This is a genomic window from Pseudomonas sp. S3_B08, from assembly GCF_054667725.1.
In genome coordinates, this window is sequence record NZ_CP162750.1 from 1649424 (window position 1) to 1664232 (window position 14809).

13 protein-coding genes and 1 pseudogene are annotated in these 14809 nt (G+C 61.8%); 10 read left to right on the forward strand and 4 right to left on the reverse strand.

The genetic code is table 11. The features are described from left to right. Positions 1-3: 3 nt before the first annotated feature. The 4 genes from AB4N73_RS07675 to AB4N73_RS07690 all read right to left on the reverse strand — a co-directional run bounded on the left by AB4N73_RS07675 (position 4) and on the right by AB4N73_RS07690 (position 4148). Positions 4-1044, reverse strand: coding sequence for an FUSC family protein (locus AB4N73_RS07675; RefSeq protein WP_041481018.1), 1041 nt, complete (start codon positions 1042-1044; stop codon positions 4-6). A 57-nt stretch (positions 1045-1101) separates the two neighbouring features. Further along, the gene (locus AB4N73_RS07680; protein WP_460143194.1) at positions 1102-2061 is read right to left on the reverse strand and encodes an HlyD family secretion protein; all 960 of its coding nucleotides are present in this window, start codon (positions 2059-2061) and stop codon (positions 1102-1104) included. 2 nt (positions 2062-2063) lie between these two features. Beyond that, complete coding sequence (locus tag AB4N73_RS07685) at positions 2064-2420, reverse strand: DUF3302 domain-containing protein (protein ID WP_016774599.1); 357 nt, start codon at positions 2418-2420, stop codon at positions 2064-2066. A 102-nt stretch (positions 2421-2522) separates the two neighbouring features. Next, positions 2523-4148, reverse strand: coding sequence for an NADP-dependent glyceraldehyde-3-phosphate dehydrogenase (locus tag AB4N73_RS07690; RefSeq protein WP_423661342.1), 1626 nt, complete (start codon positions 4146-4148; stop codon positions 2523-2525). Between the two features lie 376 nt (positions 4149-4524). Between AB4N73_RS07690 and AB4N73_RS07695 the strand changes: the two genes are divergently transcribed. The 10 genes and pseudogenes from AB4N73_RS07695 to AB4N73_RS07740 all read left to right on the forward strand — a co-directional run bounded on the left by AB4N73_RS07695 (position 4525) and on the right by AB4N73_RS07740 (position 14681). Beyond that, a complete protein-coding gene (locus tag AB4N73_RS07695; protein WP_080902524.1) occupies positions 4525-5136 on the forward strand; it encodes a transposase in 612 nt (203 codons plus the stop codon). Between the two features lie 54 nt (positions 5137-5190). Continuing rightward, a complete protein-coding gene (locus AB4N73_RS07700) occupies positions 5191-6789 on the forward strand; it encodes a ShlB/FhaC/HecB family hemolysin secretion/activation protein (protein ID WP_095179900.1) in 1599 nt (532 codons plus the stop codon). 12 nt (positions 6790-6801) lie between these two features. After that, positions 6802-8601 carry a DUF2341 domain-containing protein gene (locus AB4N73_RS07705; RefSeq protein WP_460143195.1) on the forward strand — a complete coding sequence of 600 codons (1800 nt, stop codon included), beginning with the start codon at positions 6802-6804 and terminating at the stop codon, positions 8599-8601. 11 nt (positions 8602-8612) lie between these two features. Continuing rightward, positions 8613-9038 carry an ExbD/TolR family protein gene (locus AB4N73_RS07710; protein ID WP_003201710.1) on the forward strand — a complete coding sequence of 142 codons (426 nt, stop codon included), beginning with the start codon at positions 8613-8615 and terminating at the stop codon, positions 9036-9038. A gap of 3 nt (positions 9039-9041) precedes the next feature. Beyond that, complete coding sequence (locus AB4N73_RS07715; protein ID WP_150635408.1) at positions 9042-9746, forward strand: energy transducer TonB family protein; 705 nt, start codon at positions 9042-9044, stop codon at positions 9744-9746. Positions 9747-9785: 39 nt separating this feature from the next. Further along, the gene (locus tag AB4N73_RS07720) at positions 9786-11483 is read left to right on the forward strand and encodes a putative porin (protein ID WP_460143196.1); all 1698 of its coding nucleotides are present in this window, start codon (positions 9786-9788) and stop codon (positions 11481-11483) included. Positions 11484-11500: 17 nt separating this feature from the next. Further along, the gene (locus AB4N73_RS07725; RefSeq protein WP_056785753.1) at positions 11501-12130 is read left to right on the forward strand and encodes a hypothetical protein; all 630 of its coding nucleotides are present in this window, start codon (positions 11501-11503) and stop codon (positions 12128-12130) included. A 17-nt stretch (positions 12131-12147) separates the two neighbouring features. Beyond that, a pseudogene (locus AB4N73_RS07730) lies at positions 12148-12617 on the forward strand (YbjN domain-containing protein). Then, a complete protein-coding gene (locus tag AB4N73_RS07735) occupies positions 12614-13555 on the forward strand; it encodes a peptidylprolyl isomerase (RefSeq protein WP_460143197.1) in 942 nt (313 codons plus the stop codon). Before AB4N73_RS07730 ends, AB4N73_RS07735 begins: the two are co-directional and overlap by 4 nt. A 145-nt stretch (positions 13556-13700) precedes the next feature. Beyond that, positions 13701-14681 (forward strand): LysR substrate-binding domain-containing protein, encoded by a 981-nt coding sequence (locus AB4N73_RS07740; RefSeq protein WP_460143198.1) that lies wholly within the window; start codon positions 13701-13703, stop codon positions 14679-14681. The last annotated feature ends 128 nt before the right edge of the window (positions 14682-14809 follow it).

The following is a 14809-nucleotide window of genomic DNA, read 5'->3' on the forward strand; positions in this document are numbered from 1 at the left end:
GAATCAGATGTTCCAGCGCGGTGCGGTTGCGGCCAGGCGCTGGCGCATCTCGCTGATATTGGCCGCCAGTTGCCGCGTCAGCATCCGGTAGCCGTCGAGCGTATTGGCGACTGGCGCATCAAGGTCCGCTGCTGGCAGCTCCATCGGCCGCTCCAGCCGTTGCGAGGCCCCGGTCTTCAAGGCGCGAGCCATCCCGATCAGTTGCACGCGAATCTGCCGGTGTTCGGCCTTCAGCGCCGTTTGCAGATGTGCCGTGGCCTGCGGGTCACTTGCGTTGGGGCGGATATTGCCGAGGATCTCCAGCGTGCTGATGCACATGCGCAGGTTGCGCTGAATCGCGTCCAGCTCGGTCATGGAGATTTTCACTTCCTTGGACACCGACGGCATCAGCGAACGTAATTGCACCATCACCGCGCCGAGCTTGCTCATCAGCCGCACGTGTTCGTCGGCGCTGACCGCTTCACCGTTGATGATGCGCCCGTACACCGTGGCGCAATCGCGCAAGGCATCGGCGAGGTTGTAGCGCCACGAGTAGACCGCGTACAGCGGCAGGGCGAAGGAAAACGCCAGGGCGAGGGCGATGCCGATCAGGATGTCGACGCCGCGCCACAGACCATCGGTGATCGGGTTGTCGCCATGCCCGGCGACGATGAACACGGTGATGGCGGAGAGCAGGGCGGTGTAGCCGCCCTTGCCGATCGCGTGATAGGAGAAAAAACCACAGACCACGGCCATGGAAAAATAGGTCAGCCACGGCATGCCCAGCCACGCATGTTGCGCCACCAGTGCCAACCCGACTCCTGCACCGATCAAGGTACCGATGGCGCGCTCGGCGGCTTTTTTGCCGATGTTGCCGTGGTGCTGCAAACCGCCGATCACCACCAGCATGGTCACCGATGCCCATTCGCCGTGGGGCAGATTGATGCCAGTGGTCAGCAGAATCGTCGCCAACAATCCCAAGGCCACCCGCACGGAATGGATCAGTCGGGCGTGACGGTAGCGCCGATACGGGTCCAGTAACGGACGCAGGATACGGCGCAACAGCGGTGGCAGGCGGTGGGTGCTGTAAGTAGTCAGTGCGAACCTCGTGAGTCAGTCAAATCAGTGGAAGGGGAAAATGTAATTCATCCAGGCGGACATGCGCAGCAGGATTTTGCGCATCGCGCCGATGTGGTGAAAGTGCTGACTGTAAAGCGCCGCTTGCCCGTAGGCGCCCCCCGGCATGAGCGCGCTGTATTCGGCGAACGCTGGGTCAGTGATTTCAATGATCACCGGCACCCGTCCGGGCGGTGGTGAGCCGGTGTAGCTGATCAGGGTGCCGGAAGGTTGCACCTGGCCCTCGGCTATCACCCCGATCACACTTTTCACCCGACCGGCGAAAACCTTGCCGGGAATGCCGTCGAAGGCGACTTCGGCCTCGTCGCCCACGGTCAGACGCAATAGGCTGTTCTGACGCATCCAAGCGGCGAAGTACTGACCTTCCTGCGGGATAAACACCATCGACGGGCGCAGCGGCAGCTTGCTCGCCATCATCCCCGGTCGCAGCGAAACGTGGGTGACGAAGCCTTTGCTCGGTGCTCGAACCACGGTGTTGTCCAGCTCGAACTGCGCATTGTCCAGTTGCGCCTGCAGATCGTCGGTGCGGGCGATGGCCGCGTCCAGTTCACGCTGGGTGCCGAAGTTGCGGCGAATCAGTTCGGTGATGCGGTAGCGGTCGCCTTTGGCTGCAACCAGTTGCGCCTTGAGCGATTTCAGGCGGTTCTGGAAAGGCGTGGGATCAATGCGGAACAGCACGTCGCCTTTTTCCAGGGGTTCGTTGCCCTTTACCGGTACGTCGATCACCTGGCCACTGATGATCGGAATAACCGGCACCGAGACGAAGTAGGAGCGCGCCACCTCAGAATAGGGATGGTTGTAGTTCATGGTGAAAATCAGCGCGCCGATGATCAGCACGCCACCCAGGACAGCGGTGGGCACCGTCCATTTGTTCAGCGGAATGCGGAAGATCTTGAAAATCGCGACGCAGAGCGCGGCATACGTGAGGATGAGCAACAGATCCATGCTCAGATCCCCCGGCTGTCAGATTGAGGCGCAACCGGCGACTGCGCTTCGAGCCGCTCGATCCGGGCTTGCAGCTCGACGACCTGTTGCTCCAGTTGATTGACGTGGTTCTGAATGGGTTTGCCATCGCCGAAACCCCAACCGCGATCCTCGCGATAGGCCATCGCCCAGATCCACAGAAATGGCCAGAGTGCATGCAAGGTGAACAGACTGACCCAGCCAGTGGCATGGATCGCGTCCTGGTGCGGGTGGTTGCGGTGGACAGCGATCTCGTACGGGATGTCATGCAGCACGATGATCCCGTAAAACAGCACGAGACCGACAAAAACCAACAGACCCAATGCGAAGTAATCGAGCATGGTCAGCCTCCCGGGCATCCAGCAATGCTGGGCTCAGTGTAGTCACTGAATCGCCGGGGGGCTGACGGATCGGCAGGATCATTCAATCCTGCCGATCACCCGTCAAAAGATGTAATCGGTGGTCAGGAAGCTCGAATCACGCCCGCGAATGATCTCGCTGATCAGATCCTTGTTGCTCTCCTGGAATTTGGTCGCCACCAGGGTGCGGATCGAAAACACTCGCAATGCATCGTGAACCGACAGCGTGCCTTCGGCGGAGTTTTTGCGGCCATTGAACGGGTAAGTGTCCGGGCCGCGCTGGCACTGGGCGTTGAGGTTGATCCGCCCGACCTGATTGGCAAAGGTGTCAACCAGCCGGCCGACCGCCACCGGGTTGGTGCCGAAGATGCTCAACTGCTGGCCGAAATCCGATTCCAGCACGTAGTCGATCACGGTATCGAGGTGGCGGTACGGCACGATGGGCACGACCGGGCCGAACTGTTCTTCCTGATACACGCGCATCTGCGGGTTCACCGGATATAGCACTGCCGGGTAGAAGAACGAGGCGTGGGATTCACCGCCATTCGGGTTGACTACCTGGGCGCCTTTGCTTTGCGCATCCGCGACCAGACCGTGCAGATAATCGACCTTGCCCGCCTCCGGCAGCGGCGTCAGCGCCACGCCGCTGTCCCACGGCATACCCGGTTTGAGCGTGGCCAGTCTGGCGTTGAATTTCTCGATGAAGCTGTCGACCACGTCTTCATGTACGAAGAGGATTTTCAGTGCGGTGCAGCGCTGACCATTGAACGACAGCGAGCCGGTGACCGCTTCGCTGACGGCGTTGTCGAGATCGACTTCGGGCAGAACGATTCCCGGGTTCTTTGCATCCAGACCGAGAGCGGCGCGCAAACGGTGTGGTTTCGGGTGCAGCTTCTTCAGGTCGCTGGCAGCCTTGTTGGTGCCGATAAAGGCGAAGATATCGATCTTGCCACTGGCCATCAACGCACTGACGGTCTCGCGGCCGCTGCCGTAGATGACGTTGATCACGCCGCTCGGGAAGCTGTCGCGGAAGGCTTCGAGCAACGGGCGAATCAGCAGCACGCCGAGCTTGGCCGGTTTGAACACCACGGTGTTACCCATGATCAGTGCCGGAATCAGCGTGGTGAAGGTTTCGTTCAGCGGGTAGTTGTAAGGTCCCATGCACAAGGCGACGCCGAGCGGCACGCGGCGGATCTGCCCGAGGGTGTCCTGCTCCAGCTCGAAGCGGCTGGAGCGGCGGTCGAGTTCTTTCAATGCGTTGATGGTGTCGACGATGTAATCGCAGGTGCGATCGAACTCTTTTTCCGAGTCCTTGAGGTTCTTGCCGATCTCCCACATCAGCAGCTTGACCACCGCCTCGCGCTGCTCGCGCATGCGGCCGAGGAATGCTTCGACGTGCTGGATACGCTCGGCCACGCGCATGGTCGGCCACAGACCCTGACCTCGGTCGTAAGCGCGAACGGCAGCGTCTAGGGCGGTAAGGGCGGTGTCGGCATCCAGCAGCGGCGTGCTGCCGAGGATCACCTGTTCTTCACCGTTTGCGCCTTTCAGATAAACCGGGCTGCGCACCTGCGCGAGCGGGCCGTCCCAGCGGCGCAACTGGCCATCGACCAGATATTCACGCTGCTCGACCTGAGCGTCGAGGCGATATTTTTCCGGGATGTCGCTGACCGAAGGGAACAGGTTGCCAAGGATGTTTGCTGTGGTCATGTCACTACCCTGTGTTGAAGTCGGCGTGCCGATTGAAAGTCTTGTGAAGGTTATACGCCTGAACGGGCCGGGATTTAACCCCGTGAATGTCACGCGAATGTCACGCAACGGTGCAACCACAGTCCACCTTGTGGGAGCGAGCCTGCTCGCGAAGGCGGCGGCACATCCAACATCCTCATCGCCTGACACAGCGCTTTCGCGAGCAGGCTCGCTCCCACGGTCGATCATCTACATCCGTCAATCCATCTTCGGTAATGAAGCTTTTATGACAAAAGTTCGGTAGCCCTTTGCCAGTCCGGTCATGCCTGTGTAACGCGCTTGAGGGGCCTTTCGGGGCGCACTTTGCAAGCCGAGGCGGGACGCCGGGAGTGAGGCAATGGGGACTATGGAACGCTATTCGAAAGTGGGCATGCAGGAGCTCGATCAACGCCTGTCGAAGATCGTCGAAGCCGCGCGCAAGAAGCCGGTTTCGGTGTATCGCTACGGCGCGCCGTGGGTCTGGATCGTCTCGCAGGAGGACTGGCAGGGCGCTTTGAAAGAAGTCTCCAGCTACATTCCGCCGGGCCATTCGCTGGTGTTGCTGCGCCCGCAGATCGACGATCTGCTCGACGCCCACCAGGACCTGCTGCGCGACCTCAATGCCGCACCCGGCATGCTCATTCCCGCGCAGACGGTGATGCACATCCTGCTCCTGCAATTGCTGTATTCGGTGCCTAGCGAACAGCAGCTCTATGAACAACTGAACTACAACCTGCTGTTCCGCTGGTTCGTCGGCCTTGGCCTGAACCAGAAGGTCTGGAGTTTCACCGCCCTCAGCCGTGACATCGCCACGCTGCTCAACGAGCCGCGTGCGGTGCTGCTGATTCAGAAAATCATCGGCGAAGTGTTCTGTGGTGCCTTGCTGCAAATGCCCGAGTTCTCGCTGAACTTTGCGCTGTTGCACACCTGGCTGGGCAAGCACGCCTGCGCCACAACGATCAGCAATTGACGCAGCACACCGGGCGCTAACGCCTACAGGTCATCGCGAATTTCAGGGGGTAGTGTGGAACGGATTTTCACGTCACGGCTGGCACTGTGGGGCTGGCTGCTGGTGACGGCGGGCGCGCAGCCGGCGCTGGCCGAGGAGGGCACAGAAGCGCCCGCCGCGCAGCGACTGGTCGACGTCAACGAATACTTCGTGCGCGGCAACACCGTGCTTGATGCGCGGGCGATCGAAGAAGCGGTGTATCCGTTTCTCGGCCCGCAGAAAGCCTTGAGCGACATCGAAGGCGCCCGTGATGCGTTGCAGAAGGCCTACCAGGAACGCGGCTATCAATCGGTGTTTGTCGAGCTGCCCGAGCAGGCCGTGGCTGATGGCATCGTCTATCTGCAAGTCAGCGAAACCAAGGTCGGCCGGGTGCGCGTGGTCGGCGCCAAACACTATTCGCCGCTGGACATTCGCGACAACGTCCCGGCGCTGAAAGAAGGCGAGGTGCCGGACTTTGCCAAGGTCCAGGGCGAACTCGCGCAGCTCAACAAGACCCCCGGTCGCCAGGTCATGCCGCTGGTGCGCGAAGGTCAGCGCCCCGGCACTATGGATGTCGACTTGCAGGTCGAAGACCAGAACCCGTGGACGGCCAGCGTCGGCCTCAATAACGACTACAGCGCCGACACCGAAAAGCTGCGCAGCGTCACCAGCCTCGGTTACAACAACCTCTGGCAACTCGGTCACAGCGTCAACCTGACGTTCTTCACCGCGCCGCAAGAAACCGACAACGCCAAGGTCTGGTCCGGGTCCTACACCGCGCCGCTGAGCGAGCGCTGGAGCGTGCAATTCTCCGGTTACCAGTCCGACAGCAACGTCGCCACCATCGGCGGCAGCAACGTGCTCGGCAAGGGTCACAGCTACGGCGTCGCGGCAATTTACACGCTGCCCTCGAGTGGCAACTGGTCGAACTCGCTGTCGGCCGGCATCGACTTCAAGGACTTCGACGAGCGCCTGAGCCTGTCCGGCGAAAGCGACAAGGTGCCGCTCAAATACGCGCCGTTCACCTTCGCCTACAACGGCTATCGCTACAGCGAAAAGAGCCAGCTCGGTCTCGGTCTGAGTCTGGTTGCCGCCACGCGCAGCGTGTTCGGCTACGGCAGCGACGACGAAGACTTCGACTACAAACGCTATCGCGCCAAACCGGGTTTCGCCGTGCTCAAGGGCGACACCAACTACACCTGGACCTTCGACAGCGACTGGCAGAGCGCAAGCAAAGCCGCATTCCAACTCGCCTCGGGGCCGCTGGTTTCCAACGAACAATTCTCCGCCGGTGGCGCCACTTCGGTGCGCGGCTATCTCGCGGCTGAACGTACCGCCGATGACGGCTACCTGCTCAGCCAGGAATTGCGCACACCGTCGCTGGCGAAATTCGCCGGCACGTGGATGCAGGACTGGCGCTTCTATGCCTTCGCCGAAGGCGCGCAGTTGTACCTGCGCGACGAACTGCCGGATCAGGACGCCAATTACGCCCTGGCCAGCGTCGGCCTCGGCACCCGCGCCAGCCTCAGTAAATGGCTGTCCGGCAGCCTCGACTGGGGCTACCCGCTACTCGAAGGGCCGAACACCTCAAAGCAGGAATCGCGCCTGCACTTCAACCTTCAAGCCACTTTCTAACGGAGCACGTCCATGCAACGCCTCTTCCTTTCGTTGTTGATCTGCCTGGGCTTCGTGCTCCCGGCCACGGCTCAGGCCTGGTGGCAGGACGACTGGCATTACCGCAAACAGATCGCCTTCGACACCACACCGCAGGGCGCGGCGATCAATCAGGCCCTTGGCCGCACCGCGCTGCTGGTGCGCCTGCACACCGGCAACTTCACCTTCGACGGCGTGAAAGAGGACGGCTCCGATCTGCGCTTTGTCGCTGTCGATGACAAAACCGTGCTCAACCACCAGATCGAGAGTTTCGATGCGCTGATGGGCATGGCGCTGATCTGGGTCGATGTGCCGAATGTCGAGGGCGGTCAGCGTCAGGACATCTGGATGTATTACGGCAACCAGAAAGCCCCGGCTACCGGCAACGGCCAACTGACTTTCGATCCGAATTACACCGCGCTGTATCACTTCGACGGCGCCACCGGCACCCCGGCGAAAGACACCACGGCGTACGGCAACACCGCGCAAAGCGCGACCGGCACAGCGATCGATGGCGTCGTCGGCCGTGCGTTGCAGTTCAGCGGTCAACCGTTGCTGCTGCCGGCCAGTCCGTCACTGCAACACAACGCCGGCAGCGCGTTCACCTTCAGTGCCTGGCTGCGTCTGGATCAGGCGAGTGGCGAGCAACTGATTCTCGCTCGACGCGAAGGCTCGCAGAGCCTGCTGATCGGCGTTAGCCAAGGCCTGCCGTTCGTGGAAATCGACGGCCAGCGCGCCGCTGCCACCCAAGCGCTGGCGCCGGGGCAATGGCAACACCTCGCACTAACCGCCGAGGGCTCGAAAGTCACCCTGTACATCAACGGTCGCGAGAGCGCTGCATTGGCCCAGGCGATGCCGGCATTCAACTCGGTCATGGCCATCGGCGCTGATCTGCAGGAAGGCGCGTTGCAGCCATTCTCTGGCGCCATCGACGAACTGCGCCTGTCGAAAATCGCCCGACCTGCTGCGCTGTTGCTGGCCGATGCCACCTCGCAAGGCGCCGAGTCGAAACTGGTCGCTTACGGCGTCGATGAAGAACAATCCGGCTTCGGTTTCGGCAGCCTCGGCTTCCTCCTTAACGCGGTGCCCATCGACGCCTGGGTGATCATCGCCGTGCTGGTGCTGATGATGTTCCAGTCGTGGATCATCATGCTGCGCAAGAACCGCAGCCTCAGCCGCGTCACTGCGGCCAACGAAGACTTTCGCGTGCAATTCGCCAAGGTCGGCACGCGTCTGGAGATGTTCGCCGACGACGCGCAACTGGCTCAACGTCTGCAGCATTCGTCGCTGTGGCGCCTCTATCTGGTGGCGGTCAAAGAGATCCGCACCCGCCGCGAGCAGGGCGCCGATACCTCGTCGGTCTCTGCCGCGACCATCGAAGCCATCCGTTGCTCGATGGACGGTGTGCGCACCCGCGAGAACCAGCAACTGAGTTCGAAACTCTCGACCCTGTCCAACGCCATCGCCGGCGGTCCGTATATCGGCCTGTTAGGCACGGTGCTGGGGATCATGGTGGTGTTCCTCGGCACGGCGATGGCCGGCGACGTGAATATCAATGCCATCGCGCCGGGCATGGCCGCCGCTCTGTTGGCCACGGCGATGGGCCTGTTCGTCGCGATCCCGGCGCTGTTTGGCTACAACCGCCTGATCACCCGCAACAAGGAAGTCAGCGCCGACATGCGCGTGTTCGTCGACGAGTTCATCACTCGTCTGGCGGAGATGCATGGCGAGAGCCAGTTCAGTGAGGCGTCGCACCAGCGCGGCCATCACGCCAACCACTCCGTACCGGCCTGAGGAGCACTGCCATGGCGTCCGTAAATGCCTCCCACGACGATGATGACGATGCCGCAGTCGACAGCATCAACATCACTCCGCTGGTCGACGTGCTGATGGTGGTGCTGGTGATGTTCATCCTCACCGCCACCGCGCAGGTTTCCGGGATCCAGATCAACCTGCCCAAGGCCAGCGCTTCGGTGTCGCTGTCGGAGGCCAAGACCAAGGCGATCTCGGTCAACGACGGCGGCCAGGTGTTTCTCGATGCCTATCCCGTGACGTTGGCGGAGCTGGAAGAACGCCTGCGCATCGAGAAAGCGCAGAGCCCGGATTTTCCGGTGATCGTGCGCGGCGATGCGACGGTGCAGTACCAGAAAGTCATCGAAGTGCTCGACCTGCTGCGTCGGCTCGAACTGTCCCAGGTCGGTCTCGTCACCGGCAAACCGAGTCAGGGCTGAGTCATGACCGCACAACTCCCGATCGAGCCGCCGCCAGTGAAAAAGACGCCGTTGCGCTATGTGAAGTGGGGCGCCGGATTGCTGGTCGGCGCACTCGCCGCGTGGTTCCTCTGGCAGTGGGCCAACGACATGGCCGGCGTGCGTCGCGAAGCGCCGAAGGTGCCGACGATCATTCCGTTGCCGCCACCGCCACCACCGCCGCCGGAGAAACCGCCAGAGCCGGAAACGCCGGTGGAAGAAAAAGTCGTCGAGCCTGAGCCAACGCCGGAGCCGGAGGAGGTCAAGCCTGAAGAAGAAGCACCGCCATCGCCGGCGGACGACCTGGCCAACCCGATGCAAATGGACGGCGACGCGCAGGCCGGCAGCGACGCTTTCAACATCGGCGCGGGCAAGGGCGGCGGCATGGCCGGTGCCGGCGGCGGGCGTTTGGGTACGGGCACGTACAGCCAGTTTCTCGCGTTCACCTTCCAGCGTTTGCTGCGTGAGAACCCCGAGCTGCGCAACCTCGCGTTCTCGCTGCAGGCCGATGTCTGGCTGAGCAGCGTCGGCGAGATCACCCGTGTCGAGCTGATCAAGTCCAGCGGCAACCCGCAAATCGATACCCAGGTGCTGGCCGCTTTACGCGGTGCGCCAGCGCTCAGCGAAAGGCCTCCGGCCTCCATCACTTTGCCCGTGCGCCTGTCCCTGCAAGGGCGGCGTCCGGGTTAATTCACTTATTCAAGCTTTGGCAAAAGGAGTTGTGTGCAGATGATTTCCAACGTGAATCGATTGTCCCTGGCGGTCGGCATGGTCATTGCGACCCTGGTCGGTCAGGTGGTGGCAGCGCCTGCGCCTTCGGAGAACGCCACGATCAATCTGATCCGCTTGCTGGTCGAGCAGGGCATTCTCAAACAGGACAAGGCCGACGCGCTGATCGCCCAGGCGCAGAACGAAGCGGCGCAGGCGAAACAGGCTGCCGCGTCCACTGCCGTAGCGGCTGGACCGGTCGCCGCGCCGGGGGATGTGCGCGTGCAGTACGTGCCGGCAGCGGTGCGCGACCAGATCCGCGATCAGGTCAAAGCTGAGGTGATGGCCACCGCCAAACAGGAAAACTGGGCAGCACCGAATACCTTTCCGGACTGGGCCTCGCGCATCAGCTTCGACGGCGACATTCGCCTGCGAGACGAATCGCGTTACTACTCGGGCAACAACAGCAACGAAATCGTCGACTTCGCCAAGCTCAACAACAATGGCCCGTACGACGTAAACCCCAACAGCAGCACCAGCCTGCCGCCGTTGCTCAATACCCGCGAAGACCGCGAAAACCTCTTTCGCCTGCGCGCACGCCTGGGCATGAAAGCGGTGATCTCCGAGGAATGGACCGCCGGCATTCGCATCGGCACCGGTTCGGACAACAACCCGGTATCGACCACGCAGAACCTCGGTGGCGGCTTTGCCAAGAAGGACATCTGGCTCGATCAGGGCTACCTGACCTGGAAGCCAATGGACGAATTGACTCTGACCGGCGGGCGCTTCGCCAACCCGTTCATGTCCACCGACATGCTCTATTCCAATGACCTGAATTTCGACGGTGTGGCGGCGATTTTCGATCACATGCTCAACCGCGATTGGGGCGTGTTCGGCACGGTCGGCGCGTTCCCGGTGGACTACACCAACGACACTTCCAGCAGCAACGGTTTCGACAAGGAAGAGAGCGACAACAAGTGGCTGTACGGCGCGCAGCTCGGCGCGAAGTGGGCGATCAATAGCAACAACCGCCTCAAAGGTGCGCTGGCCTATTACCGCTTCGACGATATTCAGGGCCAGCGCTCCAGCCCTTGCGAACCGTGGGCCGGCGCGCCGGGCTGCGACAGCGACGGCACCCGCGCGGCGTTCATGCAGAAGGGCAACAGCGTGTTCCTGCTGCGTGACATCACGCCAAACCCGCTCAACCCGAGCACTACGCCGCAGCCGCAATTCGTCGGCCTCGCGTCCGAGTTCAACCTGCTCGATCTCAACGTCGTGTGGGACGCCGACCTGCCGCAGGACTTCAAACTGCGCAGCCAGGGCAACTACATCCACAACCTCAGCTACGACGAAGGCGACATGCGCAAGCGCTCCGCCGGGCAGATCGTCAACAACCTCGACAGCAACGGCGAGATCGAAAGCGGCGCCAACGCGTGGATGGTGCAGTTCACCCTCGGCAACGCGCTGGACCTCAAGCGCAAGGGCGACTGGAACCTGTTCGCCGGCTACAAGTACATCCAGCCGGACGCCTTGCCCGACGGCTTCAACGACTCGTCGTTCCACCTCGGCGGCACCAACGCCAAGGGCTATTTCATGGGCGGCAACTACGGCCTGGCGAAGAACGTTTCCGCCACGGGTCGCTGGATGAGCACCGAAGCGGTGTACGGCGCGCCGTTCGACATCGACGTCTTGCAGCTTGAGATCAACACGCGCTTCTAAGGCGCCGGGAGAGCTTTATGAACACGCGTTTTCTCGCGCTGGGCCTGGGTTTGTTGATTGCCACCGGGGCGAGCGCCGAAGGCATGGAAGAACGCTTGCGCACGCAATTGCGCAGCACCACCCAGCAATTGCAGGCCCTGCAAAGCCAACAGGCCCAGGCCAGCGCCGCGCAACTGGCGGCGCAGAACGAAGCCAAGGCAGCGCAAGCGCAAATCAAGCAATTGACCGCCGAACTGGCCAAGGCCAAAGGCCTCGCCGAGCAACTCGCCGGGCAGCAACAGAGCCTGCACAGCCAGGCGCAGGCGCAAGTCGCGGCCAGTGCCGAGCAGACTGGCAAGTTCAAAAAAGCCTACGACGAGTTGCTGGTCCTCGCTCGCGGCAAAGAAGCCGAACGCTCAAAGCTGCAAGCGCAACTGGCGGAACGTGACACACAAGTGCAGCAATGTTCAGCCAAGAATCAGCAAATGTACGGCGTCGCCAAACAGATCCTCACGGCCTACGAAAACATCGACGTCGCCGAAGTGATGAAGATCCGCCAGCCCTTCGCCGGCAGCGCCCGGGTCAAGTTCGATGAACTGGCCCAGGGCTTTGGCGACGAGCTGTACAAAACCCAATTCGACGCGCCGCAAGCGGCGATCGCTCACTGATAACAAGGAAGAAAGCCATGACTCAATTGATCACCCACGTTTCCCCGCAATCACTGACCGACGTCCTGCAAGCCGCCGGTTACCGCGTCAACCAGAGCGAACAGAACGGCATCGTCCAGTTGCTCAGCGCCAGTCAGGGCATCGGCTACGCCGTGCGCTTCGGCAACCCGGCGGTGGAACAGGGCAGCTTTGTTGATTTCACCTTCAGCTGTGCGCTGCGCGTGCAGGGCGACTTGCCCAGGGCGTGGCCGAGCAGTGGAACGCTACGCGGCGGTTTGCACGGTTGTCGTTGCAGGGTGAGTTTCTGCTGATGGAAATGGACGTGGTCGTGGCCGCAGGGGTGAGCAACGAGCACCTGCGCGGCAATCTGGAGTTGTGGGATCGCCTGTTGCAGGAATTCATCGTTTACCTGCGCGATTTTAGCCAGACCGCTGCTGTGCAACCCGCCAAATCCGCTGTCGCCGAAGCAGAGGAAGTCGCACTGTGAAAAAGCCTGCCATGGTGATCGGCGCCGGAGCGGTGGCGTTGTTGGTGGTGGCCGTGGCGCTGGTGCTGCGACCGGGAAGTGATCCGGTCGCCGCCCAGCAGCCGTCGCCGTTGCCGGCGGTTGCAGCCGGGCCAGCGGTCGCGCGGTTGGGCAATCAGCAGGTTTCGCCAGAGGAATTGCAGGCGCTGCTGGCCACCGTCCCGGCGCAAACCCGCGAGCAATTGCGCGGCAACCGTGAGGCACTGGAGCGCTGGATTCGTGCGCGGCTGGCCGAGAAAGCGGTGCTGGAACAGGCCGATGCGCAGGGCTGGGCGCAGCGTCCGGACGTCGCCCGGCAGACCCGTGCTGCGACTGAGCAAATCGTGTTTCGTGATTATTTGCGCTCGGTGAGTCAGGTGCCGGCGGAGTATCCAAGCGCAGCTGAATTGCAGCAGGCGTACGACGCCGGCAAGGCCAATTGGCAGACGCCGCCGATGTACCGGGTCAGTCAGATTTTCCTTGGCGTCAGTGACGCAGCGAATGTGGAAACGGTGCGCAAACAAGCCGCTGAATTGAGCAAGAAGGCGCAATCAGCACCGGCTGATTTTGCGGCGCTCGCTACGCAATATTCGCAGGATCGCGTCACGGCAGAGCGGGGCGGTGATACCGGCCTGCAACCGTTGCAACAACTCGTGCCGGAAGTGCGCAGCGCCGTGGCGCGGCTCAAGGTGGGCACCGTGTCCGATCCTGTGCAAAGCGCCGCCGGTTTCCACGTGATCAAGCTCACCGAACAACAACCGGCCCGCACCGCGACGCTGGAGGAACTGCGCGACCAACTGACCCAGGCCCTGCGCGCACAACGCCAGGAACAGATCGCCCAGGCTTACCTGGACGGCATGCTCAACACCGCGACGCTGAGCATTGACGGTGCCGAACTGAACAAAGTGATAGGTAACTGACACACGGTGTTTCTGTAGGAGCTGTCGAGTGAAACGAGGCTGCGATCTGTTGATTTTGCTTTTAAAGATCAAAAGATCGCAGCGTGCCGCAGCTCCTACAAAGATTTGCGTAACGACACCACATTAGATCGACAGGGAGTCATCAATGTCATTCACCGAACCCGCAGGACGCCCGGGCACCGTTGATTATCAATCGCCGCAATCCCGCTCCGAGCCCTGGCTAAACCAGGCCGCGACCATCGACAGCGAAGTCGCCCAATACTTCCTGGTCAGTGCTCGCTGCGGCTGCTTCATGCAAGCCGCGCGCAGCCTCAACGTGCGCTCAACTGTATTGCGCAAACAACTCGCGCAACTCGAACAGCAACTGCAACGCAGCCTGTTCAGCTTCCAGGGCAGCGCCCTCAGCCTGACCCGCGAAGGCCAACAGTTGCAGGCCCGACTCATCACCCTGGCCCACGAACGCAAACTCCCGGTCATCGAACAACCGCTGATTCGTCTGGCCATCGCCGAATCGATCCTGCACGACATCCTCGGCCGCGACCTCATCGCACTGCTGCGGCGCAACGCCAGCCTGCGCCTGGAAATTTTCGCGCTGGATAGTGAACTGGCATTGCGTGCGGTCAGCGCCGACATTGTCCTGTGGCTTGCTCCTGGCGAATGCCCAAATCCCGGCCCGACCTTTTCCACTAGCGAACCGCAACACCTCGCGCGGATTGCGTATCTGCCGCACATTGCCAAGCGCTATTCGCGGGTGACAGCTAGACCGGAAAGTACGGATGAACTGGCGGATTTCATGCTGGTGCAGTGGCAGCATGACCGGCGGGTTGAGAGCTTTCGCCCTTGGAATGAACTGGTTGAACAGCGCTTGGCCGGGGTGGTGCAGATGCAGTCTTATGAATTGATGCTGGAGATGATCCGCTGTGGCGCCTGCATTGGCTTGCTGCCGGCATACATGAGCCGCTTCGACCGTGGCCTCATCGCACTGCCCGGATTATTCGCCGAACCGATGCAGCTCCATGCTTGGCTCGCCGTCAACACCGACTCGCAAGACTCCCCCGAAATCAAAGCCCTCACCGACCTCATCCAGCAAACCTTCAACGAACGCCACGAATGGTTCCAGCCGTAACCCGCCCCCGTGTAGGAGTGAGCCTGCTCGCGAAAGCAATCCGCCAGTCGAAGCCTCAGTGACTGACCCACCGCCTTCGCGAGCAGGCTCGCTCCCACAGGAATCTTCATTGCTTACGCGTTGATCGT